Origin of the sequence: Halobacillus kuroshimensis DSM 18393, assembly GCF_000425705.1 — a bacterium.
Lineage (GTDB): Bacteria > Bacillota > Bacilli > Bacillales > Halobacillaceae > Halobacillus > Halobacillus kuroshimensis.
In genome coordinates, this window is sequence record NZ_AUDY01000008.1 from 351,009 (window position 1) to 372,238 (window position 21,230).

The following is a 21,230-nucleotide window of genomic DNA, read 5'->3' on the forward strand; positions in this document are numbered from 1 at the left end:
TAGACAGATTAGCATTGAGAAATATGTATATATTTGGAATAATAGATAGAGAGAATAATAGAAAAGGGATGAAGGGGATATGGCAGGAAGAAAACCACTGATCAAAAGGATTAAATGGCCTGGCTGGGTCGTTCTTCTGCTGATTGCCGGTCTAATAGGAACGGGAATGGTGAAATGGCTTACGCCTGTATCTGGTAAAAGCAGCAGCGCCCCCTACCTCTATTTCCAGGAGGAGACGGAGGAAGCGGATACCTACACGCTCTCCATCAGCACCGCCTCTATGGAAGAGGATGAACAGAACGAGGAAATCCAAGCGTGGATTGAACAGGAAAAAGAAAGCTTTTTCAACAAAGTGGAAAAGTATGGCGGGGAGCTCGGCGGCGGCCGCCGTGCGCATTTAACCATTGAGGTTGATGCTCATCAGGGGCGCGGGGGTACATACAGCTTTATTTTCCGCTCCCACAAAAGGGTGGAGGAAAAGCAGTCCGAGTCAAAGGTGCGGGTCTTTACACTGAACAAGGAAAATCAAAGCGTGAAGCTTACGAGCCTGCTGGATAACCCTGAAGCTGTCCGAGGTATTCAGGAGGGCGTGGAGCAGCAGTTGAAAAAGGAAAGCCCTGATGGAGAGGCGCTTGCAGATATTATAAACCGGCCGGATGATTGGAACTGGTCCATACGAGGTAAGAATTTGACCGCTTATTTCAATCCGGAAGACCTCGGAATAGATAAGGAAGATTTTTTTCAAGTGAACATACCTCTGGAACGGATTCTTTCTTTTAAAGACTCCGGACAAAAAGTGGTGGCGCTTACCTTTGATGATGGCCCTAATCGGAATGTGACACCGGAAGTTCTGGATATTTTAAAGCATCACAACGCCAAAGCTACTTTTTTCATGATGGGTGAACAGGTGGATAAATCTCCCGACCTTGCCAAAAGGGTGGCTGATGAGGGGCATGAGATCGGCAATCACACCGATCAGCACAAGGATTTAACGAAGATGGGTATGCCGGCCGTCAAGAATGAAATGCAGGCGTCCCGTAATAAAATTATCGAGGTAACCGGGCAGCAACCGTCTGTTTTTCGCCCTCCTTACGGTGCTGTCAATGATACCGTGGAGGAGGCAGCCCGGCACTTTGGGTCATCGGTCGTATTATGGTCCGTCGATTCCCACGACTGGAAGAGCAGAGATCCGGAGGCCGTGAATAAAGTGATCGAGAAAGAAGTCGTTCCCGGATCGATAGTCCTGCTGCATGATGTGCATAAGGAAACGGCCGAAGCTCTGCCGACGCTGCTGGACTATTTGGAGAAGGAAGGCTATCAGTTCGTGACAGTGTCTGAACTGCTTTCCATCCAAGGGTGAGAAGGAGAATGATATGAAAAAATTATGGTTGGTGATGATGTTTTGTCTTCTGCTGTCCGCCTGTTCAAATGAAGCGGCAGAACAGGATCAGGGTATGACGTCGAAAGATACCTTGAAGATAAAACCGGCGGAATTGTCAGAAAGGGAAGAGACGATCATCTCCCATCTGGGGAATGGTTTTGAATCCTTTTTTACAATGGATGGGAAGATCCCGGAAGGAGAAGGATTAAAGACGACGGTGCTTGTGATAGAAAATGGTAGCGAACCGGAAGAACGGCTGTCATCATTCTCCGGGGAAGAAGGGGAGGAGACCTATAAAAAAGACCTCCTCAGCTTTCACATGGGTGATATGGAAGAACAAACGAACGTCAGCATCGGAACAAGCGGGACGCTGGCAGGAGGAACGGTTCAGGTGCCGGAAGCGTTAACCGGGTATGCGTTTACTGGAATAAATCAAGCATTCAAAATGAAAAAAGGGGTTTCCTATTATCCTGCTTTCATGATTGCTGCCAAAGGGGATATTCTGCGGGATCCTGGAATTGAAGATGCCCGTCAGATTCCGGAGGCTGTAAAAGAGGCGGATTATGCGGTCGTCTTTCAATTGGAATGGACTGAGGATGAAACGTATCATCAGTCTGTGACGGAATAAAAAGGGGGCTTAGTTACAGAAAGAGCATGACTATGCCCCCGATTAGTAAAATGATGGACACGGAGATCAGGGCCATTTTCTTTGGACGGTCGAGTTTGTGGAAGAGCCGGAAGAACATGCTGGTCACCTCCATAAGGAAATCAGTCTTTGTTATACATACGCTGACCAACATGATTGGGTTTCGGAATCATTTGGTTAAGGGAAAATATAGCAGATACTTACATTTGGAGGGGGATTTGATGAATGCCGACGAATGAGGAAGTGAAGGCTGAAGGATGGGACGTTAAACATATCCGGCGTTTGAAAAAGCGACTGCTGCTTCAACAGAATATTGTTATGTTATTCATCGTTATTTTCTTCAGCATATACGCAATTAACGGCTGGCCGGTTGCTCACTTTTTAGTTCTGTGTGCGGTCGTGCTTTCAGGGATCGGGTTTTTTGCTCTTCTTTCTTTATGGAAAGGAGAGCCCCAAGGGACGAAAATGGTCAGAACTATTCAGGCCTACGAAAAAGATGTGAAAGGGACTCAAAGGTGGCGGAGAAAGAAGTGGATGGAGTCCATTTTTATTTTCCTTTTCGTTTCTGCCATCATAGCTTTTCTTATTTTCCTTAATCATGATGCAATTCAACAATCTCAACAGGGTTTTCCAGGTGACGTTATTCCTTTACTGGGAGCTTGGATAGGTATGAATATTGGATCTTTTGTGCGCATCAAAGATTTGCGAGAATGAATATTGAAGAAGTGCTTCGATTCATGAACAAAGGGGAGCGGATCATTTATGACCAAATCCGATAAAGCTTATGATAGAGAGAGGATGAGGCAGAAGGATTTAAAAAGAAACAGCCCCGGCCGTGAACACAGCGGCGGACTGATGGATTTAGCCGGCGGTCTCGGCTGGAAGGGAACGGGGCTGATTCTTGTCGGTTTGATTCTGGCCTTCCTTCTTTTTTCGATTTTTCGCTGATAAAGAGCTGCATTATAATGAAAAGGCTGCCTGGGACATCCCGGGCAGCTTTTTTCATTATTACGAAAACAGAGAAGTGCAAAAGCCTACATGAAAAATAGGGGTCGTTACATGTGCCTGGAGCCCATCTTGTTTGTTCTAGGATGATTCAAGCCACTTCACCAACTCTTTGACAATAATGTCCTGCTGTTCTTGAACAGGAATATCAGCAAGATTGTCCCCCTTTTGCTCTCCATACCAGCCAGATTGGGCGTGGTTGCCACCCTTGATTTCATAGAGGACAGCAGCATTTGAAAGAAGAGGTTTCTTTTCCTCAATGTTTGAAAGCGTAGTCAGTCCATCCTTTTCTCCATAGATGGACAGCATCGGGAAGTCGGAGTCCGAAAAGTCATTTTGATCAGCCGGGTAGGAAGCTAGGAAAAACAAGCCGTCCAGTTGTTCTTGATTGTCATCGGCATAAGAGGCAGCGGCAACACCGCCGAGAGAGTGACCGCCGATGAACCACTCATCAAGGGGATAGCGTTCCAATATGTCATCCACTTTCTGTGCTTCAAGGATCGGGAAATTGAACCTCATGGACGGAATTGCCGTCAGGTATCCTTGTTCCCGCAGTTGGTTTCCGATATAGCTGTACGATTCGGGTTCGACTTTCGCTCCGGGATATAGCACGACCCCGGCCTTCGGCTCCCCGTCCGGTTCAAAGATTACCCAGTCTTCCTGGCGCTCCGGAATGTCTGATAGTTGGTCCGAGGGTTCGTAAGTCTGCTCCGCCCATATATAGAAAGCTCCAAAGGCAAGTAGAGCGAGGGTGAACATACCAGTAAGGATATACAGAAGCCATTTTTTCATAAGCCTTCTCCTTCTCTTTATCTGTTGTTATTCTATTCTACTAAAGACTTTACAAAAAAGCCGCTTTGATGAATGGCGGATCCTGTTTTGTGTGTTTTCTACAAAAGAAGGAAGACCTGCACAAGGCAGGTCTTCCTTTATTTGTGTACTGATTTCATCAGCTCTTCTGTTACGGAAGGGCCGACCGCTCCTGTTCCGCCTAAAATGGTGAAGTGACGGATGCCGAGCTCCTCTGCTGCTTCTGCAATGGAAGCATCAAGGTAATTAGGAGGAACAAGCAGAAACGTGCTGTTTTCTTTAGCAGCCAGGATCGATCCTGTCAAAGCATCGGCGAAATCTGAACCGGTGGCTATAAATGCCCGGTCTGCCGGATTCAACTCCTTAGCGATCAAGGCTGAAGTTTCATAGCGATTTTCGCCGCCGTAACGGACGGCTGAAGGGAGCGCATGAAAAACTTCATCAGAGATTACACGCGTGCCGCCGACCGCTATCGACGCATCCACATCGGTTAGGGCCAGGGCCGTAACGTCGGGGAGTCGGATGTCTTTCGTAAGTAAAACCGGAGATCCTTTTCCTGCAGCGTAGGAGGCGATGGCCAGGGCATCAGGGAAATCCATACCATTCGCTACTACAGCTTGTTGAGGATTCCCGTTTAAGACAGCAGCAATATTAGCTGCTGTTACGAACCGGTCTTTACCACCAATCCGCTGAACGGAAAGGCCCATTCCCTTTAACTGATTTTCAACAAAAGGAGAGACCGCTTCTGTTCCGCCCAGAATGACGGCTTTGTCCGCTCCGAGTCGCTGGATCTCTTCCATGACTTCAGCTGGCAGGCGTTCTTTCGTAAGCAGGATGGGCGCATCCATTTGGTAGGCAAGTGGAGCTCCTGCCAATGCATCTGGAAAATGGTCTCCTCTGGCAAGGACGATGGTGTCTGATTCGTCCCAGCCCTGTTTAGAAATTTCAACAGCTGTTTCATACCGGTTCTCTCCGGCAATCCGGTCTGTGGCAATAGGGAGGAATGGTTTGACCGCTTTCCAGAACTCCTCAGCAATTCGTTCATAGCCCTTTTCACCAGGATGGACGTTCTGCGGGTTCGGGAGGTAGGTGTCATAATTCTCAGCCACTGCCTCGAACGTAGCGACATATTCACTTCCTGATGCAGACGCCACCTTCTGGATGGTTTGATTCAATGCGTTCATCAACTGAATGAACTGCTGCTGGTCTTCTTCAGGGTAGGCAGGAAATGAATTGTAGTAGCCCATAAGGAAGATCTTCGCATCCGGATTGACGGTTCGAATCTGATGGACGACTTTTCCATAATTCTCGCCCACATTCTGCAGGATTGCTTGAACGACTTCCGGATTTTTAAGCTCGTCAGGGTCTTTACTGAATACCTTTAAAAAATCGTTGGCTCCAATACTGATCGTAATCAAGTCGGCTTCAGCGGCTGATTTTACAGCCTCCTCATTCGTCTGCATCTGACTGAGCAGCCCCTCCGAGGTCAGCCCCGGAACAGCGAAGGCCTTCGTGAACTCTTCAAGCCTGTCGACATTTCTTAAATCGTCGGCTAAAAAGTCGGCATAGCTGAGTCCTGCAGAACCGTCGGATTGGATACCGTAGGCGAGGGAATCGCCAAGCGCCGTGTATCTCCATTTTCCGTTATCTGTTGAATCTGCTGCCCATCCATGGGCAGGGAAGACCAACAGGGCCACAAGGAAAAGGATGGGCCATAACCGACGCCGCTTCTGTTTGCTTCTATTCACTTGCTTTCCTCCTTCTCACGTGATCTTTATAGAAAGAACGTGTGGTTTATATATTTGCGCTTTTTTCCTTTATACCTGCAAATCGTCGAAAAGAAAACCTGTTTTTTGTTCTCTCTTGGGATGGAATATACTGGATGATTTATGGTAAGGTGAAAATAATGGAGGGAGGAAGGCCGATGATACCAGCACTCCTGATTATTATTATCTCAGTGGTCGTCGATTATTTCTGGCTTGACGTGGACAGAAAAAGGTGGGGATGGATGAAATCGTGGAGCAGTTCCAAAAAAGCGGTTTTCATCTCAGGGTTCCTGCTCGTTACCATTCTTATCTATACTGGAATGGGATGACCTCAGAAAATGGGATGACAGTCAGCTTTGGAGGGAGGCAGCCGTTCCGGTATCGGGGATGGTGGTTGAAAGATTGATTTTGGAATAAAAGGGGAGGATCCAATGTCTTCTGTTCTTATCCGATGGATGCTTGTCTTTGTCCTTAGTTTATTGGCGACGCTCGGCATCTATTATACGATGAATTTCAGTTATTTGGATTATAGTGTAACAGACAAAGATCAGCTCGTTATCCATGAAGGATGGAGAGAGCCCGGGCCAATCATGAATTCAGACGTTTCCGGTGAAGAGGCTGGTTTAAATAAGCTTGGCACACATATGGAAGCCTTCAACCAATGGGTGCTCGCGGCAGCCGTTCTCCTCCCGGTTTTTATCGCGGCATACGCCGTACTGCTGAGTAAGAAAGCCCTCGGCAGACATCCGAGGAAAAAGGGGCTGTTGTGGTTAACAGTTGTTGTCCATACAGCTGTCTGTGTGTTCTTCCTGGTCCAGTGGATCCGTTACGCGGACCTGATCAATACGACTGTACATAACGTTATGTTCGGATGACCGCACAGAAAAAAGGGCCCATGGGTAAAGAAAGCATCCCAACTATCGGCCGAACCCTTTCATAAGCTGGCAGCTCTCTATATCATGGCAGCGATTTTTTTCGTAATGGGAAGGTCCTGGAAAGGTCATAGAGAGGTCCAGTGCCGTAATCGTTTAGAAAAAAGAGAAAAAGGGGGCGTGAATGATGCCTGTATGCAGAAACTGTGGACATGAATGGCCTTGGAAAGATACCCAGAGGCTGTCCATACGAACACATCGCGGAGCGGTCTGTCAGTTCTGCGGAGAGAAACAGTTCCAATCCCGAAAAAGCATGCGCAAAGTGTCGCTTTTTCATCTGATTCCATTATTGGTTCTGCCGTTTGTCATCGTGATGGATGTCTCGATAGTTTCCGGACTGGCTTTGCTATTTACAGCGGAAGCCGTCTTTTTAACCGCTTTTCCATGGATGGTGGAACTGACGAATAAAGAAGAACCGCTTTGGTAAAGCAAACGTCTGTTGGGAAGATCCCCGGCAGACGTTTCTTTTTCCCTTCCGCTACCAAAAAACTCTCCTTTTTCATCAGATACCTGTTCGAGTGAAGATGAGGTTTTGTATATCCTGATAAATAGACGTCGCTAACGCCAATACTTAAACCTGATCATTAGGTGTGGTTACGAGGAGCGTTCGGTGGTGACGCCTGCGGGAACAGCGCGAGCCGAAGATCCACTTGGGCAGATGTTCTTCCTGCCCAAGTTAGCTGAGGCCGTGCCCGCGGCAAGCACCCACCGATAAGCGGAACGTAACTATCAACACGGTACAGACAGAAATGGTTGTCCCGAGTAGGATTCGACGATCGTATGCGGGAAGGGAATGGTCAATGTTCCGGGAGGTAATGGCATATCAACGTTTTTCAACACATGAAAAGACCTGCCAATATGGCAGGGCTTTGCTTAGTCAGCTTGCTTTCCGGCTGCTGTGATGAGGTTTCATCAAATAATCGTTAAAGAACGAATCGGTCTCTCTGACAATCACTTTATAAAGCAGCAGGAGGGCGATTAAGTTCGGAATCATCATAAGCGCATTAGCCATATTGGCGAAGGCCCAGACAAGATCCAGCTGCATGACAGCCCCCATGAAAGTGGCCCCGACGTAAACAAGACGGTAAGGCACGATATACTTCAATCCAGCCAGGTATTCAAAGCATTTTTCCCCGTACATATACCAGCCTACAATCGTTGAGAATCCGAAAAAGATCACCGAAAAGGCGACGATATATTCTCCGGCAGTTCCCAGCGCATGACCGAAGGCTGCACTGGTAAGCGCACCACCGTCAAGGCCGGCCGCGTGCTGGACGCCTGAAATGTCTCCGCCGGATGGATCCCAGAATCCGGTCATGAGAAGGACAAGTCCTGTCATTGTACAAACGATGATCGTCACAATAAACGTACCGGTCATCGCTACAAGCGCCTGTTTTACTGGGTGGTCGGTTTTGGCATTCCCTGCAATCAAAGCCGCTGTACCCAGCCCTGCTTCGTTGGAAAAGATTCCTCTGGAAACACCGCTTCGGACAGCTTCCATAACAACGACACCAGCGAAACCACCGACGGCAGAAATAGGTTGGAAGGCGTAGGTGAAGATCATCTCAAACGCTGGTATGATCGCATTGTAGTTCATTGTAATAATCAGCAGGGCTCCGCCTATGTACAGAAAAGCCATGACTGGTACAAAAAAGCCGGCCACCGTACTGATCCGCTGAATCCCGCCGAAAATGATCAGGGCCGTAAACAGGACGAGCACTGTACCTGTAATCCAACCGTTAATATGAAAACTTTCGTTCATCACATCCGCAATGGTGTTGGACTGAACACTGTTGCCGATTCCGAGCGCAGCAAAGGCACCGAAGAAGGCGAAAGCGACAGCGAGCCATTTCCACTTGCTTCCAAGACCGCGTTCCACGTAATACATCGGTCCCCCTGAGTATTCGCCATTTTCATTTTTTACGCGGTATTTCATAGCAAGAAGGGCTTCGGCATACTTGGTAGCCATCCCGAGAAGACCGACAATCCACATCCAGAAGATCGCCCCGGGTCCTCCTAGCGTCAATGCTGTTGCCACACCGGCAATGTTTCCATTTCCAATTGTCGCAGATAAAGCCGTCATCAGTGTTTTGAAGTTACTGATATCTCCTTCGGCACTTTCGGTTTTATCCGTTTTTTCCTCTTTTGTGAAGGCGAGCTTGAAGGCATACAACAGTTTTCGGAACTGCAGTCCCCGCAGCATCACCGTTAAAAATAAGCCTGTCCCGAATAATAGTATAAGACTGGGTGTTCCCCATAGGACATCGTTGATTTGATTTAATAGTTCCAGCATGAAATCCCCCCTGAAATCGGTTGCTACATTGTTGTGTGGTGGATGTAAACGGTTTCTCCTTTCACACTTTATCATTCCTGTTTCTATAACTATTTGTGTAGATGTGAAATTCTAAGCGCTTACATTTGTAAAAAAACACAAAAGTTTGTAGAAAAGGCAGAACGGTGGGGAACCAATCTATTGGAATTGAATGAAGTTTAAATATTCTAATAATTGAAACTGGTATAGACAACTATAAGGGGATGGTGGTACGATAGCTTCAATGAAACGTTTTCATATATTAGAGGAGGTACACCATGATGTTGAACTTTTTACAAAGAATCGGAAAGTCGCTCATGTTTCCGATTGCTACGCTGCCGGCTGCTGCACTGCTTGTCAGGCTCGGGATGGAGGATTTTCTCGATCTTCCGTTTATTACAGCAGCGGGAAACGGAATTCTGGGCAACCTTGCCCTTATATTCGCCATCGGTATAGCGATGGGGTTATCCAAGGATGGAAGCGGTGCTGCTGCTTTGGCGGGGGCCGTCGGGTACCTGGTTCTTGATAATGGAATCGGTGCCATAAATGAAGATGTAAAGATGGGTGTCTTTGCCGGGGTGATTGCCGGGATTGCGGCTGGTTTGCTTTACAACCGCTACAATGATGTCAAGTTTCCGGAATTTTTATCCTTCTTCGGAGGAAAGCGATTTGTACCTATCATTACGTCCGCCGTTATGGTTGTCGCCGCTTTTGTTCTTGGTTATGTCTGGGTCTATCCACAGGCACTGTTGGATTCAACAGCGGACTGGATATTAAACGGTGGAGCCGCTGGTGTTGGAATATACGGATTCTTAAACCGTCTGTTGATTCCAGTTGGACTGCACCACGTGATGAATACATTGATCTGGTTCGATTTTGGTACTTTTACAACGACTGGAGGAGAAGTCGTACGCGGGGAAATCAACCGCTTCTTGAACGGCGATCCGTCTGCTGGCAGCTTCCTTGCCGGTTTCTTCCCTGTCATGATGTTCGGTCTGCCGGCGGCATGTCTCGCTATGTACGCTGCTGCGAAAAAAGAACGTAAGGCAGCCGTCGGGGGGATGTTCCTGAGTATCGGTCTTACATCGTTCCTGACCGGTGTAACAGAACCGATCGAATTTTCCTTCATGTTCCTGTCTCCACTCCTTTATGTCGTTCACGCCGCTTTAACAGGAGTATCGATGATTCTGGCCTATCTCTTTGATGTTCGTCACGGTTTTGGATTTTCTGCCGGATTGATCGACTACGTATTGAATTACAATATTGCACAAAACCCGTTCACTCTTGTTTTCATCGGCTTGTTCATGGCTGCTGTCTATTTCTTTGTGTTCTACTTCCTGATCATCAAGCTCAATTTGAAAACGCCGGGTCGTGAAGACGAAGAAGAAGTAGAAACAGAAATAGAAGAAGGTACAGACGAATATGAAGCGAAAGCTTATCATTATTTAGAAGCTCTTGGTGGTAGAGATAATATTGAAACGCTCGACTATTGTACAACCCGTCTCCGTCTTGAAATGAAGGACCGTGACATCGTCAATGAAGCTGCGTTGAAGCGTTCCGGCGCCCGCGGTGTAATGAAGATCGGCCGTAAGAACCTGCAGGTCATCGTTGGAACGACGGTGGAGTTTGTAGCAGAAGCCATTAAAAAACAGATGCAGAACCCAGGAATGACGGCTCCATCTGCTCCAAGGACCGAACAGGAAAAAGCTCCTGGTTCCACCGGAAGAAGATTGAACAAACAAGAGTTCGCCATGCCGGTCAACGGACGGATTCTGCCGCTTGAAGAAGTACCGGATCAAGTCTTCGCAGAAGGTATGATGGGGCCGGGATTTGCGGTGGATCCAGCGGATGGCACGATCGCTTCTCCTGTGAAAGGTAAGGTAGTTCAAGTCTTCCCTACAAAGCATGCGGTTGGTCTGGAAACGGACAAAGGTCTTGAGCTGTTGATTCACGTTGGTCTGGATACGGTGAAGCTGCAAGGTAACGGATTTGAAGCTCTTGTTGAAGCCGGCGATCTTGTCGATCAGGGGACGGCGCTATTACAGGTGGATCTTGATTTCGTGAAGAAAGAAGCTCCCTCTGTCATTACGCCAATCATTTTTACAAACCTGGAAAGTGAAGAGGTTCAACTGCTCCAACAGGGTGAAGCGGTGCGTGGAGACAAAGGTATTATGGAAGTGACAGATAAAAAGGAGGGCGTCAGTGATGAATGAAATGGTCATAATCAATGTGGATATCGTCTCTACTGACTGCACCATCACATCCGGCTCCGTCCGGATCCAAGAGGGGAAAATCGCTGAAGTTTCGACTGGGACACTGAAAAGCTCTGGAACGGTTGTTGATGGGAAGGGCAGGAAGATGATGCCTGGGTTCATCGATGTACACATTCATGGTGCGGCTGGGCATGACGTGATGGATGCTACGCCGGAAGCTCTTCATGGGATGAGTGTACAGCTGCCGGGGGAAGGTACGACGAGCTTCCTTGCAACAACGATGACCCAGTCACGTGAAAACATAACGAATGCTATCAAAAACGCCGGGTCATTCATGGAATCTCAGGTTTCCGGAGAGGGGGCCGAAATGCTCGGCATCCATTTGGAAGGTCCGTTCATTTCTGAGAAAAAGGCTGGCGCCCAGCATCCGGATCACATTATCAAACCATCCGTCGAGTTGTTTCAAGAGTGGCAGCAGGAAAGCCGCGGTCACATCAAGCTTGTTACGGTTGCCCCTGAAACCGAGGGAGCCTCTGCTTTCATTGAAGAAGTAAGTCGGACAGGCGTCGTCTGCTCACTCGGTCACAGTGATGCCCGTTTCGATCAGGTAACAGAAGCCGTCGAAAAAGGAGCGCGTCATGTGACGCATTTGTATAACCAGATGAGTGGCCTGCATCACCGTGAGCCGGGTCTTGTTGGGGCGGCCTTCATGAACGATCATCTCCTTGTAGAAATGATTGTCGATCATATTCATGTCCATCCCGATGCCGTCAAATTGGCTTATCAAAATATCGGAAGCGGACGGTCAATTTTGATCACTGACGCGATGCGTGCCAAATGTCTTCCGCCGGGGACGTATGATCTCGGCGGGCAGGATGTTTTTGTAGAAAACAATGAAGCCAGGTTGTCCGATGGAACCCTTGCCGGCAGCATTTTAACGTTGGAGGAAGCCGCTAAAAAGATGAAACAGGACGCTGGATTGTCATGGCAGGAACTGGTCAGTATCACTTCTTGGAACGCCGCCGTCCAGCTGGGTCTCGAAAACCGTAAGGGGAGCATTGAACAAGGAAAGGATGCGGACCTTGTGCTGGTGGATGAGCAAGGGAATGTCACCCTTACGATGTGCAGAGGAACGATCAGCTACAACGCAGAGGAGGGGCTGTAATGGAAATCATCGTTACGAACAACTATGAGGAACTCAGTAGAAAAGCGGGAGAGATCATCGACAGCCAGCTGAAGAAAGACCCTGCTTCTGTGCTCGGTTTAGCTACAGGCAGCACCCCCCTTGGAACGTACAAGGAGCTTGTAATGAGTTATGAAAAAGGGGAGACGGACTACAGCTTTGTATCTACATTAAATCTGGATGAATATGTCGGCTTGAGTCCGGACCACCATCAAAGCTACCGTCACTTTATGAACGAACATCTCTTTGACCAGATTAACATTCAGATAGGAAATACCTACATTCCTGATGGCAAAGCAGATAACCTGGCTGAGGAATGTGAGCGTTATGAGCAGGTGATTGATGAGATCGGCCCGCCGGACCTGCAGCTGCTTGGTATCGGGGAAAACGGCCATATCGGTTTCAATGAGCCGGGAACGTCATTTGAGAGCGACACCCATGTGGTGGAATTGACTCCTTCTACGCGTCAGGCGAATGCCCGCTTTTTTGATACAATGGAGGAAGTACCGACGCATGCGGTTACGATGGGGATTCAATCCATTCACAAAAGTAAAAAAATCATTCTTCTGGCCTCCGGAAAGCGCAAGGCTGAAGCTACCCGTCAGCTGATTTACGGAGAGAGGGATGAGCAGTTTCCGGCTTCCTCCTTAAAGGAGCACCGGGATTTGACGCTGATCGTCGACCGTGAGGCTTATGCGTTAGTAAACGAGAAAGGGTGAGCGATTGTGCTGAAAAAGAATCATCCGCTCCCGATGTATTATCAAATCGAAGAGTTTTTAAAGCTGGAAATCAATGAAGGAGCGTTCCATCCGGGAGATATGATCCCTTCGGAAAGAGAGTTGTCGGAACGCTTTCAAGTCAGCCGGATGACCGTTAGACAGGCGGTATCCAACATGGTAAATGACGGCATTCTGTATAGGGAAAAAGGAAGAGGAACGTTCGTCGCAGAAAAGAAAATTGAACAGCCTCTGAAAGGGCTGACAAGCTTTACCGAGGATATGAAGCTGCGCGGCATGAGTTCATCCAGCCGTCTTTTATCGTTTGATGTGATGCAGGCCCCTCAGGACATCGCCTCTAAATTGAACCTGGAAGATGACGGGGATGTATATGCCGTCAAACGTATCCGATTCGCTGAAAAGCAGGCGATGGCAGTAGAAACTTCTTTTCTTCCTGTTTCTCTGCTTCCGGATCTTACGGAGGAAATCGTCCATGGATCGATGTATGAGTATTTGGAGAACGTACTTGATCTTAGAATCAGTCATGCGCGTCAGGAGATTGAAGCTCGTGCGGCGGATGAAAAAGAGAGTGAAGATCTTCAAATTGAAGCGCACTCGCCTGTCCTCCATATTGAGCGGTGCAGTTACCTTGATAACAGAGTTCCGTTCGAAGTTGTCAAATCCACCTACAGGGCGGATCGCTATAAGTTCATTAGTGATATTGAGCGGTAAGGAGGATGTCATGAGTTATTTAATGGATGTGACCCGCCGTCTTCAAGCATTGGCAGGGAGCCAGTCAGAGGCTTTTGAGGTCATCAGTCGTCGATATGCGGAAGTAATCAGCAGGGGCGGCGTGATTCATATGTTCGGCTGTGGGCATTCCAGTTTGATTGCCCAGGAAGCGTATTACAGGGCTGGAGGTCTGGTTCCAGTCCGTCCAATCATGATTGAACCTCTTATGCTTCATCAGGGAGCTGCCATGGCCAGTCGCAATGAGAGGACCCCCGGGTTTGTCCATCCTTATTTAGAAAAGGAAGACGTGAAGCCTGAAGATGCGGTACTGGTCATTTCCACCTCAGGCCGAAATCCAGCTCCAGTGGAAGCAGCGGAGTTTTTCAAGGAGATGGGTGTGTATACGACAGCTCTGACATCGCTCCGCTATGCTGACTCCCAGCCTTCCCGGATGGATTCAGGGAAACGGCTGGAAGATGTGGCTGAGAACGTCATTGATATGGAAGTTCCCGTCGGTGACGCAGTCATGAAAGGGAAGGGAACTGATTATTCCCCCGTATCCACGGTACTTGGAACGGCCATCATCCACGAACTTTTGACCCGCACCATTCAGCACTTGGAGAGGAGCGGTAACGAAGTGCCGATATTCAAAAGTGGTAATGTGGATGGCTCTGACGAACATAACCAAAGAATGATGGAGCATTATACACGGATTCGTTTTTAACGTGAAGGCACGTTTTAAGTATGCATGGCGGTTCGTGGAATAGTGAAATCAAAAACCCCGTCCGGTGAACAGGTTTCGTTCACCGGACGGGGTTTTTTGTTCAGTTTTTTAAGTTGCTGCGGATATACTGGATGATTTTTCTCAGTTCTGTCGGTGCCGGGCGGCCGAACGGACTCGTCTGTCTCTGCTGGTACAACACCCGTCCCTCAGCGTCGGTCAGAAAGTAGGCCGGATCTCCGTGCGTGCCGTGATCCTCATAAGGCGCATTTTCATCGTGGAAGTGCACCTGGTAGTCTTTTAAAAACTGGAAGTTCGTATCATTCAGCACAGGAAAACTGAATTGATGTTCCTGCTGCATTTTTTCAAGATCGGCTTGTTCATCGTGGGTAACTGTAATCAGGTGGATCTTTTTATCGTTAAAGTATCCCTGGTCCTTTTCCAGCTGGTCAAGCTCATTCATGCAGGCAGGGCACCACGATCCTCGGAAAAATATAATCAAATGCCAGTGATCCTCTTCATGGCTTTTTAAATCCTCATAAAAACAGAATTCCCCGCCGGTAATTTTCGGAAGGGTAAAATCAGGTGCTTTTTCATTCAATGTAAACATCCAAACACACTCCTTTATCCATACTTCTTTTCTAAAATGCCCACAATCAAATGTAAACATGTGTGAAGTTTTTGTAATTTACCTTACAAATTGGAAAAAGCAGGATTAAAATAAAGTCAGAAGGGAATGAACATTCAATATACTTAAGAGGAGGGTTTGACACGATGACAGGTTTGAAAGCGCTGCTCTTGAACTGTAGTTTAAAGAAAACATCGGAGGAGACATCCCATACCGAAGCACTCGGGCGGGAGGTTCTCGATATCCTGGAAAACGAAGGGGTACATACGGAAACCGTCCGTCTGGCGGATTATCATATTCCAAACGGCGTGGCGAAGGACCTCGGGGACGGAGATGAGTGGCCGGAGATTTTTGAAAAGGTCAAAGAAGCGGACATCCTTCTGATCGGAACACCGCTTTGGCTCGGGGAGAAAAGCAGCATCGCAAGTGTGGCGATGGAACGTTTGTATGGAAGCAGCAGTGAAACGAATGAAAAAGGACAGGCGGTCTACTACAACAAAGTCGGAGGCGTCGTCATTACTGGGAACGAAGATGGAGCCAAGCACGCCGCTGCCTCTATGATTTACGGCCTTTCCCATATAGGTTTCGTCATTCCTCCGAATGTGGATGCCTACTGGGTCGGAGAAGCCGGTCCCGGCGCGTCTTATCTGGATGAAGGCGGCGGACAGGAGAATGAGTTTACAAAAGGTCATGTGAAGATGCTTGCCTACAATACGCTGCACCTGGCCCGTATTTTTAAGAAAAATCCTATCCCTGCTGTTGGCAATACCACAGAGTAAAAGGAGCTGCTATATGGAAACGACCCATCAAAGTGTATTAAGTCTCTATACAGAAACGAGAACATTTACGGAAAAGCTTGTTGAAACGCTGAAGACGGAAGACTTTGTTGTACAGGCGGCCAAGCATGTGAGTCCGACGAAATGGCACCTGGCGCATACAACCTGGTTTTTCGAGAAATTCATTTTGGAAGTGTACATTCCTGATTACCGGCATTATAACGAGGCTTTCTTATTCCTCTTCAACTCCTACTATGAAACCGTCGGAGAATTCCACCCGCAGGAGAGGCGGGGTTTGATTACCCGCCCTACGGTGGAGGAAACGATGGATTACCGCCGTCATGTGGATCAGGAAATGAGCCGCCTGCTTGCTGAACGTGTCGGTGACGCAGATATTGACGGGCTTGTGGAAATTGGTCTGCAGCACGAGCAGCAGCACCAGGAGCTTATCTTAATGGACATCAAATACAACTTTTCCTTTAACCCGCTTTATCCGGTATTCAAGGAGCAGGTGGATGCTTCCTATGGCCGTGCCCCTGAGCTTTCGTTCTTTGAATTCAAAGAAGGGGTAGCGGATATCGGTCATAACGGGGAGGGGTTTGCTTTTGATCATGAAGGGCCGCGGCACAAAACGTATCTTCATCCGTACCGCATTGCCAACAGGCCGGTAACGAACGGGGAGTTCATTCAGTTTATGGAATCGGGTGGCTATGAACAGCCCGAGCACTGGCTTTCAGACGGCTGGGGAACGGTGAAGGAAAATCAGTGGAAACATCCTCAGTACTGGGTGAACAAAGACGGGGAGTGGCACATGTTCACACTTTCCGGTCTGCAGAAAATCGATCTCGATGCTCCGGTCAGCCATGTGAGCTTTTACGAAGCCGACGCGTATGCGAGATGGTCCGGCCGCAGGCTTCCGACTGAACAGGAGTGGGAGCATGCCATGGAAAATCTTGAAGTGGATGGTCACTTTATGGAGCACGAACAGTATCAGCCGCATTCCATTTATAAGGGAGACGGAACGATGGAAAAGGCATACGGCGATGTATGGGAATGGACCCAGAGCCCATACGTTCCCTACCCGGGAAATAAACCACTGGACGGGGCTCTAGGTGAATACAATGCCAAATTCATGGCGAATCAGCTCGTCCTCCGAGGAGGCGCCTGTGTCACGCCGCAGTCCCATATCCGGGCGACGTACCGCAACTTTTTCCATCCGCAGATGCGCTGGCAGTTCAGCGGCTTCCGATTGGCGGAGGATGTATGAAGACGCATTTGAATGTAAAGGCGCCATCCAATATACTCAGCGGTCTTTTTGAAGAAAAGAAATGGATTTCCTCTAAATTTCTATACGATGAGCAGGGATCGCAGCTGTTTGAACAGATTACAGATCTGCCGGAGTATTACCAGACACGGACAGAAGCGCGGATTCTTCTGGAAAACCTGAGCACATGGAAATCAGTTTTCCATGAACCATCCGCCTTGATTGAGCTGGGCAGCGGCAGCAGTAAAAAGACGAAAATTCTGCTGGATCATGTGAAGAACATTGAAAGCTATATCCCGATCGATATTTCTGAAGAATTTCTGGCGGATACGGTGACTCAGCTGCAGACATCCTATCCGGAGATTCACATTCAGGGCGTCAGTGCGGACTATACACAGCCGTTTACACTCCCTGATTTGAAAGGGAAGAAGAAAGTCATATTCTTTCCAGGCTCCACGATCGGAAATTTTGAACCGGGGGAGGCAGAGCGTTTTCTCGGAAATATCCGAAGTCTCCTGGAACCCGGCGATGAGCTGATCCTCGGAGTTGATCGCAAAAAAGATGAAACGGTCATTGAAGCGGCCTATGATGATGCGGCAGGGGTGACCGCCGCGTTTAATAAAAATCTGATCACAAGGATTAATCGTGAGCATGAAGCGTCCATTGATGTGGAGAGTTTTTCCCATGTGGCTTTTTATAATTCAAGTGCCGGAAGGATTGAAATGCATCTGGAAAGCGTCAGGGATCAAGTTCTTTCCGTCGGAGGGCATACCATTGAAGTGAAGAAGCAGGAAAGAATCCATACAGAGAACTCCTATAAATACGATCCAGAAGACATCATCCAGCTGGGCAGATCGAGCGGATTTCTGCTTCAGCGTGTCGTATCAGATGAAAGAGAGTATTTCAGTGTCTGTCTGATGGAAGTGGTTTAGGAGGAAGGCCCGGACTCTTTTTAAGGGTCTGGATTTCCTTTTTCAAATAGAGTTAAGGGAGGAAGAGAAGGGTGATTTTAATCAGTTCCTGTCTGGCTGGTATGAAAGTGCGCTATGATGGCACCGACTGCCTCCAGGAGAAAATTCAAAAGTTAATATTGGAAAAGAAAGCGGTTCCCGCCTGCCCGGAACTGCTGGGAGGGTTCATGGTCCCGCGTCCCCCGGCAGAGATTGTCGGCGGTGATGGGGAGGATGTGCTGAAAGGACGGGCCCGTGTAATGGAAAAGACAGGAAGCGATGTAACAGAGACGTACATAAGAGGCGCTTATTTGACATTGGAAACAGTAAGAGATCTGCAGATTGATACGGTGGTGTTGAAGGAGGGAAGCCCGTCCTGCGGCAGTACCCTCGTCTATGACGGCACGTTCAGCGGCAGGCAGGTTGCCGGAAAAGGGGTCACAGCGGCCCTGCTTGAACGGAACGGCATTCAAGTGATGAGTGAGATCGATTTTATCCATACGTTGGTGTAAAGAGCCCCCTCTTAGGGGGCTCTCCTCATGTAGAAAAAGTATTTCTCCAAGAGTGAGTCTGCGATTGTCACGTTCCGCTTATCGGTGGACCTTCGGCTCGTGCTTTCCCGCAGGCGTAACCACCGAACCCTCCACTTGAACTCCCCTGATCCAATTTAGCTCGTCCACGGGAAGGGAAAGGTCGCAGCTTCTGAAGGCACTGGAATAACAACAGGTCCTTCTAAAAGCTGAGAGCCCTTCTCATGGAACACTTTTTACTGGATGAATCCCGCAATAGAAGTAAACAGACAGAAAACAGAGACGGCATAGTATAATGAGGCGCGTCTTTTGGTTGTTTCTCTCTGTTCTTCAACACCAAGAATAACCATGAGAACGGCTAAACATGCGAGAGTGAAAGACAAAAGGTCTCCTGATGTACCTGACCATAATCCGTAGCCGGACATAAAGACGATTATGACGGACAGGAAGATTCGAATCTTTTTTAACATATGTATCCGCTCCTTATAAGTGGATGGTTCTCTTTCCTTACTGCCTTCCTTTAAAGGACATAAAAAAACAGGGCAAGGCTGACAGCACTCAGGCCCAAGTTCAAGAAGGCATGCTTTTTCTGACGGATTAAATAATACCTCCAGCCGTCCAGCCCACTTTTCACGGCCCAGAACAGGATAAGAAGGGTGGCTGCGGTGTCGTTATTGGCAGAGCTGTCATCCAGCAGGTACCATCCAGCTGTGATCAAAAGCGCAGCGGGAAGGATGTTCCACGCAGAAAGGACCTTCAGTTGTGTCATTGATTTCCTCCTCTCCGAGCCATATTTTACCTGAGATGAGCATAAAAAAACACCCGTCCTGAAAGAACGGGTGTTTTTAGAATGGATAAAATGACCTGCCTTCCGTGCAGATAGCCATTATCAGTGGATAACTGACTTGGAAAGGAAACCCTTTGATCCAGTGGATCTTCGGATTGTGTTTTCCCCGCAGGCGTCACCACCCAATGTTCTTCGTAAGCGAAACAGATTCCGCAGAAAAAGAAGGGCTTCTAGAGAAAACGATCTTTGATTTGCTCTAGAAAGTGTTGCCGCTGTGTCTGGAAGACATTCATGTTACACAGATCGGATGATGCCGCCTTCGACTTTCTGCATTGCTCCATTAATGGCAGAAGCTTTCGGAGAAGCGAGGTAGACAACGACACTTGCCACTTCTTCCACCGTACCAAAGCGCTGGATCAGAGAGGTCGGCTCATTGTTTTTGAAGTAATCCTTCGTAAAGGATTCCAACTCTTCGCCTGCGTTCTCTGCTGCTCCCTTCATGAACCCGGCTACTCCCTCGGTCCATGTCGGTCCAGGAAGGACGGCGTTAACGGTTACGCTGGTGCCTTTTGTACGCTCCGCCAGGCCGCGGGTCAAGGAGTTAATCGCACCTTTTGTTGTGGAATAAGGAATCATTTCCGCCAGCGGTTTCACGCCGGCTTCACTGGAAATGTTCAGGATCCGGCCGGTATCCCGTTCAAGCATTTTGGGAAGGAAATGACGCGACAAACGCACGGCACTCATGATGTTGGTTTCAAAGTAACTCATCCAATCCTCATCGGTTACATCTTCGACATCTTTCACTTCAAACATGGCTGTATTATTCACAAGTACATCCAGGTCACCGATGGCCTCGACTTTTTGGATCAGCGCATCTGCGCCTTCTTTGGTCGACACGTCAGCAGCAAATCCTTGAATATCTCCGTGAGGATTTAATTCGTTTACAATACGATCGAGCTTTTCCTGAGTACGTCCATTAATGACGACGCGTGCACCTTCCTCAAGGAAAGTTTTCGCAATTTCTTTTCCGATTCCTTGTGTAGATCCGGTCACAAGGACAAGTTTATTTCTAAGTTGTAAATCCATGGTTGGAACACCTCTTTATCTTTTATTGCAAAGAGTATCGTACGGCTTTTGAGAAAGATGCACAATGAATATGCTCACCAACCTTTTCTCCGGGAAGGAGAGGAGTTTGGTGTGTCGTGTCGAATTTGGTAAGGATTGGTTAAAAAAGGAGGTTTGTATATGTCGTATTCTTATATCATAAACGTAGAAGCGGCCATTATGAAAAACGGTCAGTTTCTGCTCATTCAGCGGTCACCGGAAGAGCAGCATGCCGGCGGCCTCTATTCGCTGCCTGGAGGGAAAATGGAGTTCAGTCCGGATTCCCTTGATGTGCTGGAAGATAACGTCCGCCGTGAAATCAAAGAGGAAATCGGCCTCATTTTGGATGGGGACCTTACCTATGTGCACAGCAATACTTTTTTAATCGGGGATATCCAGGTTCTGAATGTCGTATTTTTAACTGCCGATTTTAAAGGAGAGCCTTATATAAAGAGTCCGGAAGAAGTGGCGGACATGGTCTGGGTAGAGCCCGATCTGAACGAGAGTCCCGTCCCGATTCCTCCCTGGACAGCCAACAGTATCCAGAAAGCAGTGGAACGGCAGTCGAAAATCTGTTTTTGACAAAAAATTCTAACGTGTTACGATGAAAGAGAATTGAATAGCGAGCGATCCACTAGGGGTGCCTTCTCAAAGGCTGAGATTAAAGTAATGCTTTAAGACTCTTGGAACCTGATCTGGTTTATACCAGCGTAGGGAAGTGGCCGATACCTATACATGTCTATGAAAATAAATGTATATCAGCCACTTTTCCTAT

At 48.0% G+C, this 21,230-nt stretch carries 24 protein-coding genes and 1 riboswitch; of the genes, 17 read left to right on the top strand and 7 right to left on the bottom strand.

Features of this window, described 5'->3' with window-relative positions:
• Positions 1-79 precede the first annotated feature (79 nt).
• From H615_RS21775 to H615_RS0103630, 4 genes are all read left to right on the top strand, one after another.
• The gene (locus H615_RS21775; protein ID WP_051254580.1) at positions 80-1,360 is read left to right on the top strand and encodes a polysaccharide deacetylase family protein; all 1,281 of its coding nucleotides are present in this window, start codon (positions 80-82) and stop codon (positions 1,358-1,360) included.
• Positions 1,361-1,373: 13 nt separating this feature from the next.
• A complete protein-coding gene (locus H615_RS0103615; protein ID WP_027953862.1) occupies positions 1,374-2,009 on the top strand; it encodes a hypothetical protein in 636 nt (211 codons plus the stop codon).
• 261 nt (positions 2,010-2,270) lie between these two features.
• Entirely contained in the window at positions 2,271-2,741 is a 471-nt protein-coding gene (locus H615_RS0103625) for a hypothetical protein (protein WP_156896433.1), read from the top strand.
• A 48-nt stretch (positions 2,742-2,789) separates the two neighbouring features.
• Positions 2,790-2,975 carry a DUF6366 family protein gene (locus tag H615_RS0103630; protein WP_027953865.1) on the top strand — a complete coding sequence of 62 codons (186 nt, stop codon included), beginning with the start codon at positions 2,790-2,792 and terminating at the stop codon, positions 2,973-2,975.
• Positions 2,976-3,113: 138 nt separating this feature from the next.
• Here H615_RS0103630 and H615_RS0103635 read toward each other — a convergent pair whose 3' ends face one another.
• Positions 3,114-3,824 carry an alpha/beta hydrolase gene (locus H615_RS0103635; RefSeq protein WP_027953866.1) on the bottom strand — a complete coding sequence of 237 codons (711 nt, stop codon included), beginning with the start codon at positions 3,822-3,824 and terminating at the stop codon, positions 3,114-3,116.
• 137 nt (positions 3,825-3,961) lie between these two features.
• Complete coding sequence (locus H615_RS21780; RefSeq protein WP_051254581.1) at positions 3,962-5,590, bottom strand: cell wall-binding repeat-containing protein; 1,629 nt, start codon at positions 5,588-5,590, stop codon at positions 3,962-3,964.
• A 176-nt stretch (positions 5,591-5,766) separates the two neighbouring features.
• On the opposite strand from H615_RS21780, the gene H615_RS22515 reads away from it, so the two are divergent.
• The 3 genes from H615_RS22515 to H615_RS0103655 all read left to right on the top strand — a co-directional run bounded on the left by H615_RS22515 (position 5,767) and on the right by H615_RS0103655 (position 6,967).
• On the top strand, positions 5,767-5,937 hold the full coding sequence (locus tag H615_RS22515; protein ID WP_169516182.1) for a hypothetical protein: 171 nt from the start codon (positions 5,767-5,769) through the stop codon (positions 5,935-5,937).
• Positions 5,938-6,039: 102 nt separating this feature from the next.
• Positions 6,040-6,483 (top strand): hypothetical protein, encoded by a 444-nt coding sequence (locus H615_RS0103650; RefSeq protein WP_027953868.1) that lies wholly within the window; start codon positions 6,040-6,042, stop codon positions 6,481-6,483.
• Positions 6,484-6,667: 184 nt separating this feature from the next.
• On the top strand, positions 6,668-6,967 hold the full coding sequence (locus H615_RS0103655; RefSeq protein ID WP_027953869.1) for a TIGR04104 family putative zinc finger protein: 300 nt from the start codon (positions 6,668-6,670) through the stop codon (positions 6,965-6,967).
• Between the two features lie 450 nt (positions 6,968-7,417).
• On the opposite strand, the gene H615_RS0103660 is transcribed toward H615_RS0103655, so the two are convergent.
• Entirely contained in the window at positions 7,418-8,833 is a 1,416-nt protein-coding gene (locus H615_RS0103660; RefSeq protein WP_027953870.1) for an alanine/glycine:cation symporter family protein, read from the bottom strand.
• 299 nt (positions 8,834-9,132) lie between these two features.
• Between H615_RS0103660 and nagE the strand changes: the two genes are divergently transcribed.
• The 5 genes from nagE to H615_RS0103685 are packed head-to-tail and all read left to right on the top strand — an operon-like array spanning position 9,133 to position 14,419.
• The gene (gene nagE / locus H615_RS0103665; RefSeq protein WP_027953871.1) at positions 9,133-11,064 is read left to right on the top strand and encodes an N-acetylglucosamine-specific PTS transporter subunit IIBC; all 1,932 of its coding nucleotides are present in this window, start codon (positions 9,133-9,135) and stop codon (positions 11,062-11,064) included.
• The gene (nagA, locus tag H615_RS0103670) at positions 11,057-12,229 is read left to right on the top strand and encodes an N-acetylglucosamine-6-phosphate deacetylase (RefSeq protein WP_035531216.1); all 1,173 of its coding nucleotides are present in this window, start codon (positions 11,057-11,059) and stop codon (positions 12,227-12,229) included. Before nagE ends, nagA begins: the two co-directional genes overlap by 8 nt.
• The gene (gene nagB, locus H615_RS0103675; RefSeq protein WP_027953873.1) at positions 12,229-12,966 is read left to right on the top strand and encodes a glucosamine-6-phosphate deaminase; all 738 of its coding nucleotides are present in this window, start codon (positions 12,229-12,231) and stop codon (positions 12,964-12,966) included. The genes nagA and nagB overlap by 1 nt, the downstream gene beginning before the upstream one ends.
• Before the next feature lie 6 nt (positions 12,967-12,972).
• Positions 12,973-13,695 carry a GntR family transcriptional regulator gene (locus tag H615_RS0103680; RefSeq protein WP_027953874.1) on the top strand — a complete coding sequence of 241 codons (723 nt, stop codon included), beginning with the start codon at positions 12,973-12,975 and terminating at the stop codon, positions 13,693-13,695.
• Positions 13,696-13,705: 10 nt separating this feature from the next.
• Positions 13,706-14,419, top strand: a complete 714-nt coding sequence (locus H615_RS0103685; protein ID WP_027953875.1) for a sugar isomerase domain-containing protein — start codon at positions 13,706-13,708, stop codon at positions 14,417-14,419.
• Between the two features lie 100 nt (positions 14,420-14,519).
• Here the strand turns inward: H615_RS0103685 and H615_RS0103690 are convergent, their stop codons facing one another.
• Positions 14,520-15,026 carry a peroxiredoxin family protein gene (locus tag H615_RS0103690; RefSeq protein WP_035531218.1) on the bottom strand — a complete coding sequence of 169 codons (507 nt, stop codon included), beginning with the start codon at positions 15,024-15,026 and terminating at the stop codon, positions 14,520-14,522.
• A gap of 164 nt (positions 15,027-15,190) precedes the next feature.
• Between H615_RS0103690 and H615_RS0103695 the strand changes: the two genes are divergently transcribed.
• The 4 genes from H615_RS0103695 (at position 15,191) to H615_RS0103710 (ending at position 18,546) form a co-directional block, all read left to right on the top strand.
• Positions 15,191-15,823, top strand: coding sequence for a flavodoxin family protein (locus H615_RS0103695; RefSeq protein ID WP_027953877.1), 633 nt, complete (start codon positions 15,191-15,193; stop codon positions 15,821-15,823).
• A gap of 13 nt (positions 15,824-15,836) precedes the next feature.
• On the top strand, positions 15,837-17,087 hold the full coding sequence (gene egtB / locus H615_RS0103700; RefSeq protein ID WP_027953878.1) for an ergothioneine biosynthesis protein EgtB: 1,251 nt from the start codon (positions 15,837-15,839) through the stop codon (positions 17,085-17,087).
• Positions 17,084-18,016: an L-histidine N(alpha)-methyltransferase gene (gene egtD, locus H615_RS0103705; RefSeq protein ID WP_035531220.1), complete on the top strand. Its 933-nt coding sequence runs from the start codon at positions 17,084-17,086 to the stop codon at positions 18,014-18,016. The genes egtB and egtD overlap by 4 nt, the downstream gene beginning before the upstream one ends.
• Positions 18,017-18,087: 71 nt before the next feature.
• On the top strand, positions 18,088-18,546 hold the full coding sequence (locus H615_RS0103710) for a 2-thiouracil desulfurase family protein (RefSeq protein ID WP_027953880.1): 459 nt from the start codon (positions 18,088-18,090) through the stop codon (positions 18,544-18,546).
• A gap of 254 nt (positions 18,547-18,800) precedes the next feature.
• Here H615_RS0103710 and H615_RS0103715 read toward each other — a convergent pair whose 3' ends face one another.
• From H615_RS0103715 to H615_RS0103725, 3 genes are all read right to left on the bottom strand, one after another.
• Positions 18,801-19,034, bottom strand: coding sequence for a hypothetical protein (locus H615_RS0103715; RefSeq protein WP_027953881.1), 234 nt, complete (start codon positions 19,032-19,034; stop codon positions 18,801-18,803).
• 50 nt (positions 19,035-19,084) lie between these two features.
• Positions 19,085-19,333: a hypothetical protein gene (locus H615_RS0103720; RefSeq protein WP_027953882.1), complete on the bottom strand. Its 249-nt coding sequence runs from the start codon at positions 19,331-19,333 to the stop codon at positions 19,085-19,087.
• Positions 19,334-19,645: 312 nt separating this feature from the next.
• The gene (locus tag H615_RS0103725) at positions 19,646-20,437 is read right to left on the bottom strand and encodes an SDR family NAD(P)-dependent oxidoreductase (RefSeq protein ID WP_027953883.1); all 792 of its coding nucleotides are present in this window, start codon (positions 20,435-20,437) and stop codon (positions 19,646-19,648) included.
• Positions 20,438-20,596: 159 nt separating this feature from the next.
• Here H615_RS0103725 and H615_RS0103730 point away from each other — a divergent pair, with 159 nt between their 5' ends.
• Complete coding sequence (locus H615_RS0103730) at positions 20,597-21,037, top strand: NUDIX domain-containing protein (RefSeq protein WP_035531222.1); 441 nt, start codon at positions 20,597-20,599, stop codon at positions 21,035-21,037.
• A 44-nt stretch (positions 21,038-21,081) separates the two neighbouring features.
• Positions 21,082-21,189: riboswitch (TPP riboswitch) on the top strand.
• Positions 21,190-21,230: the final 41 nt, after the last annotated feature.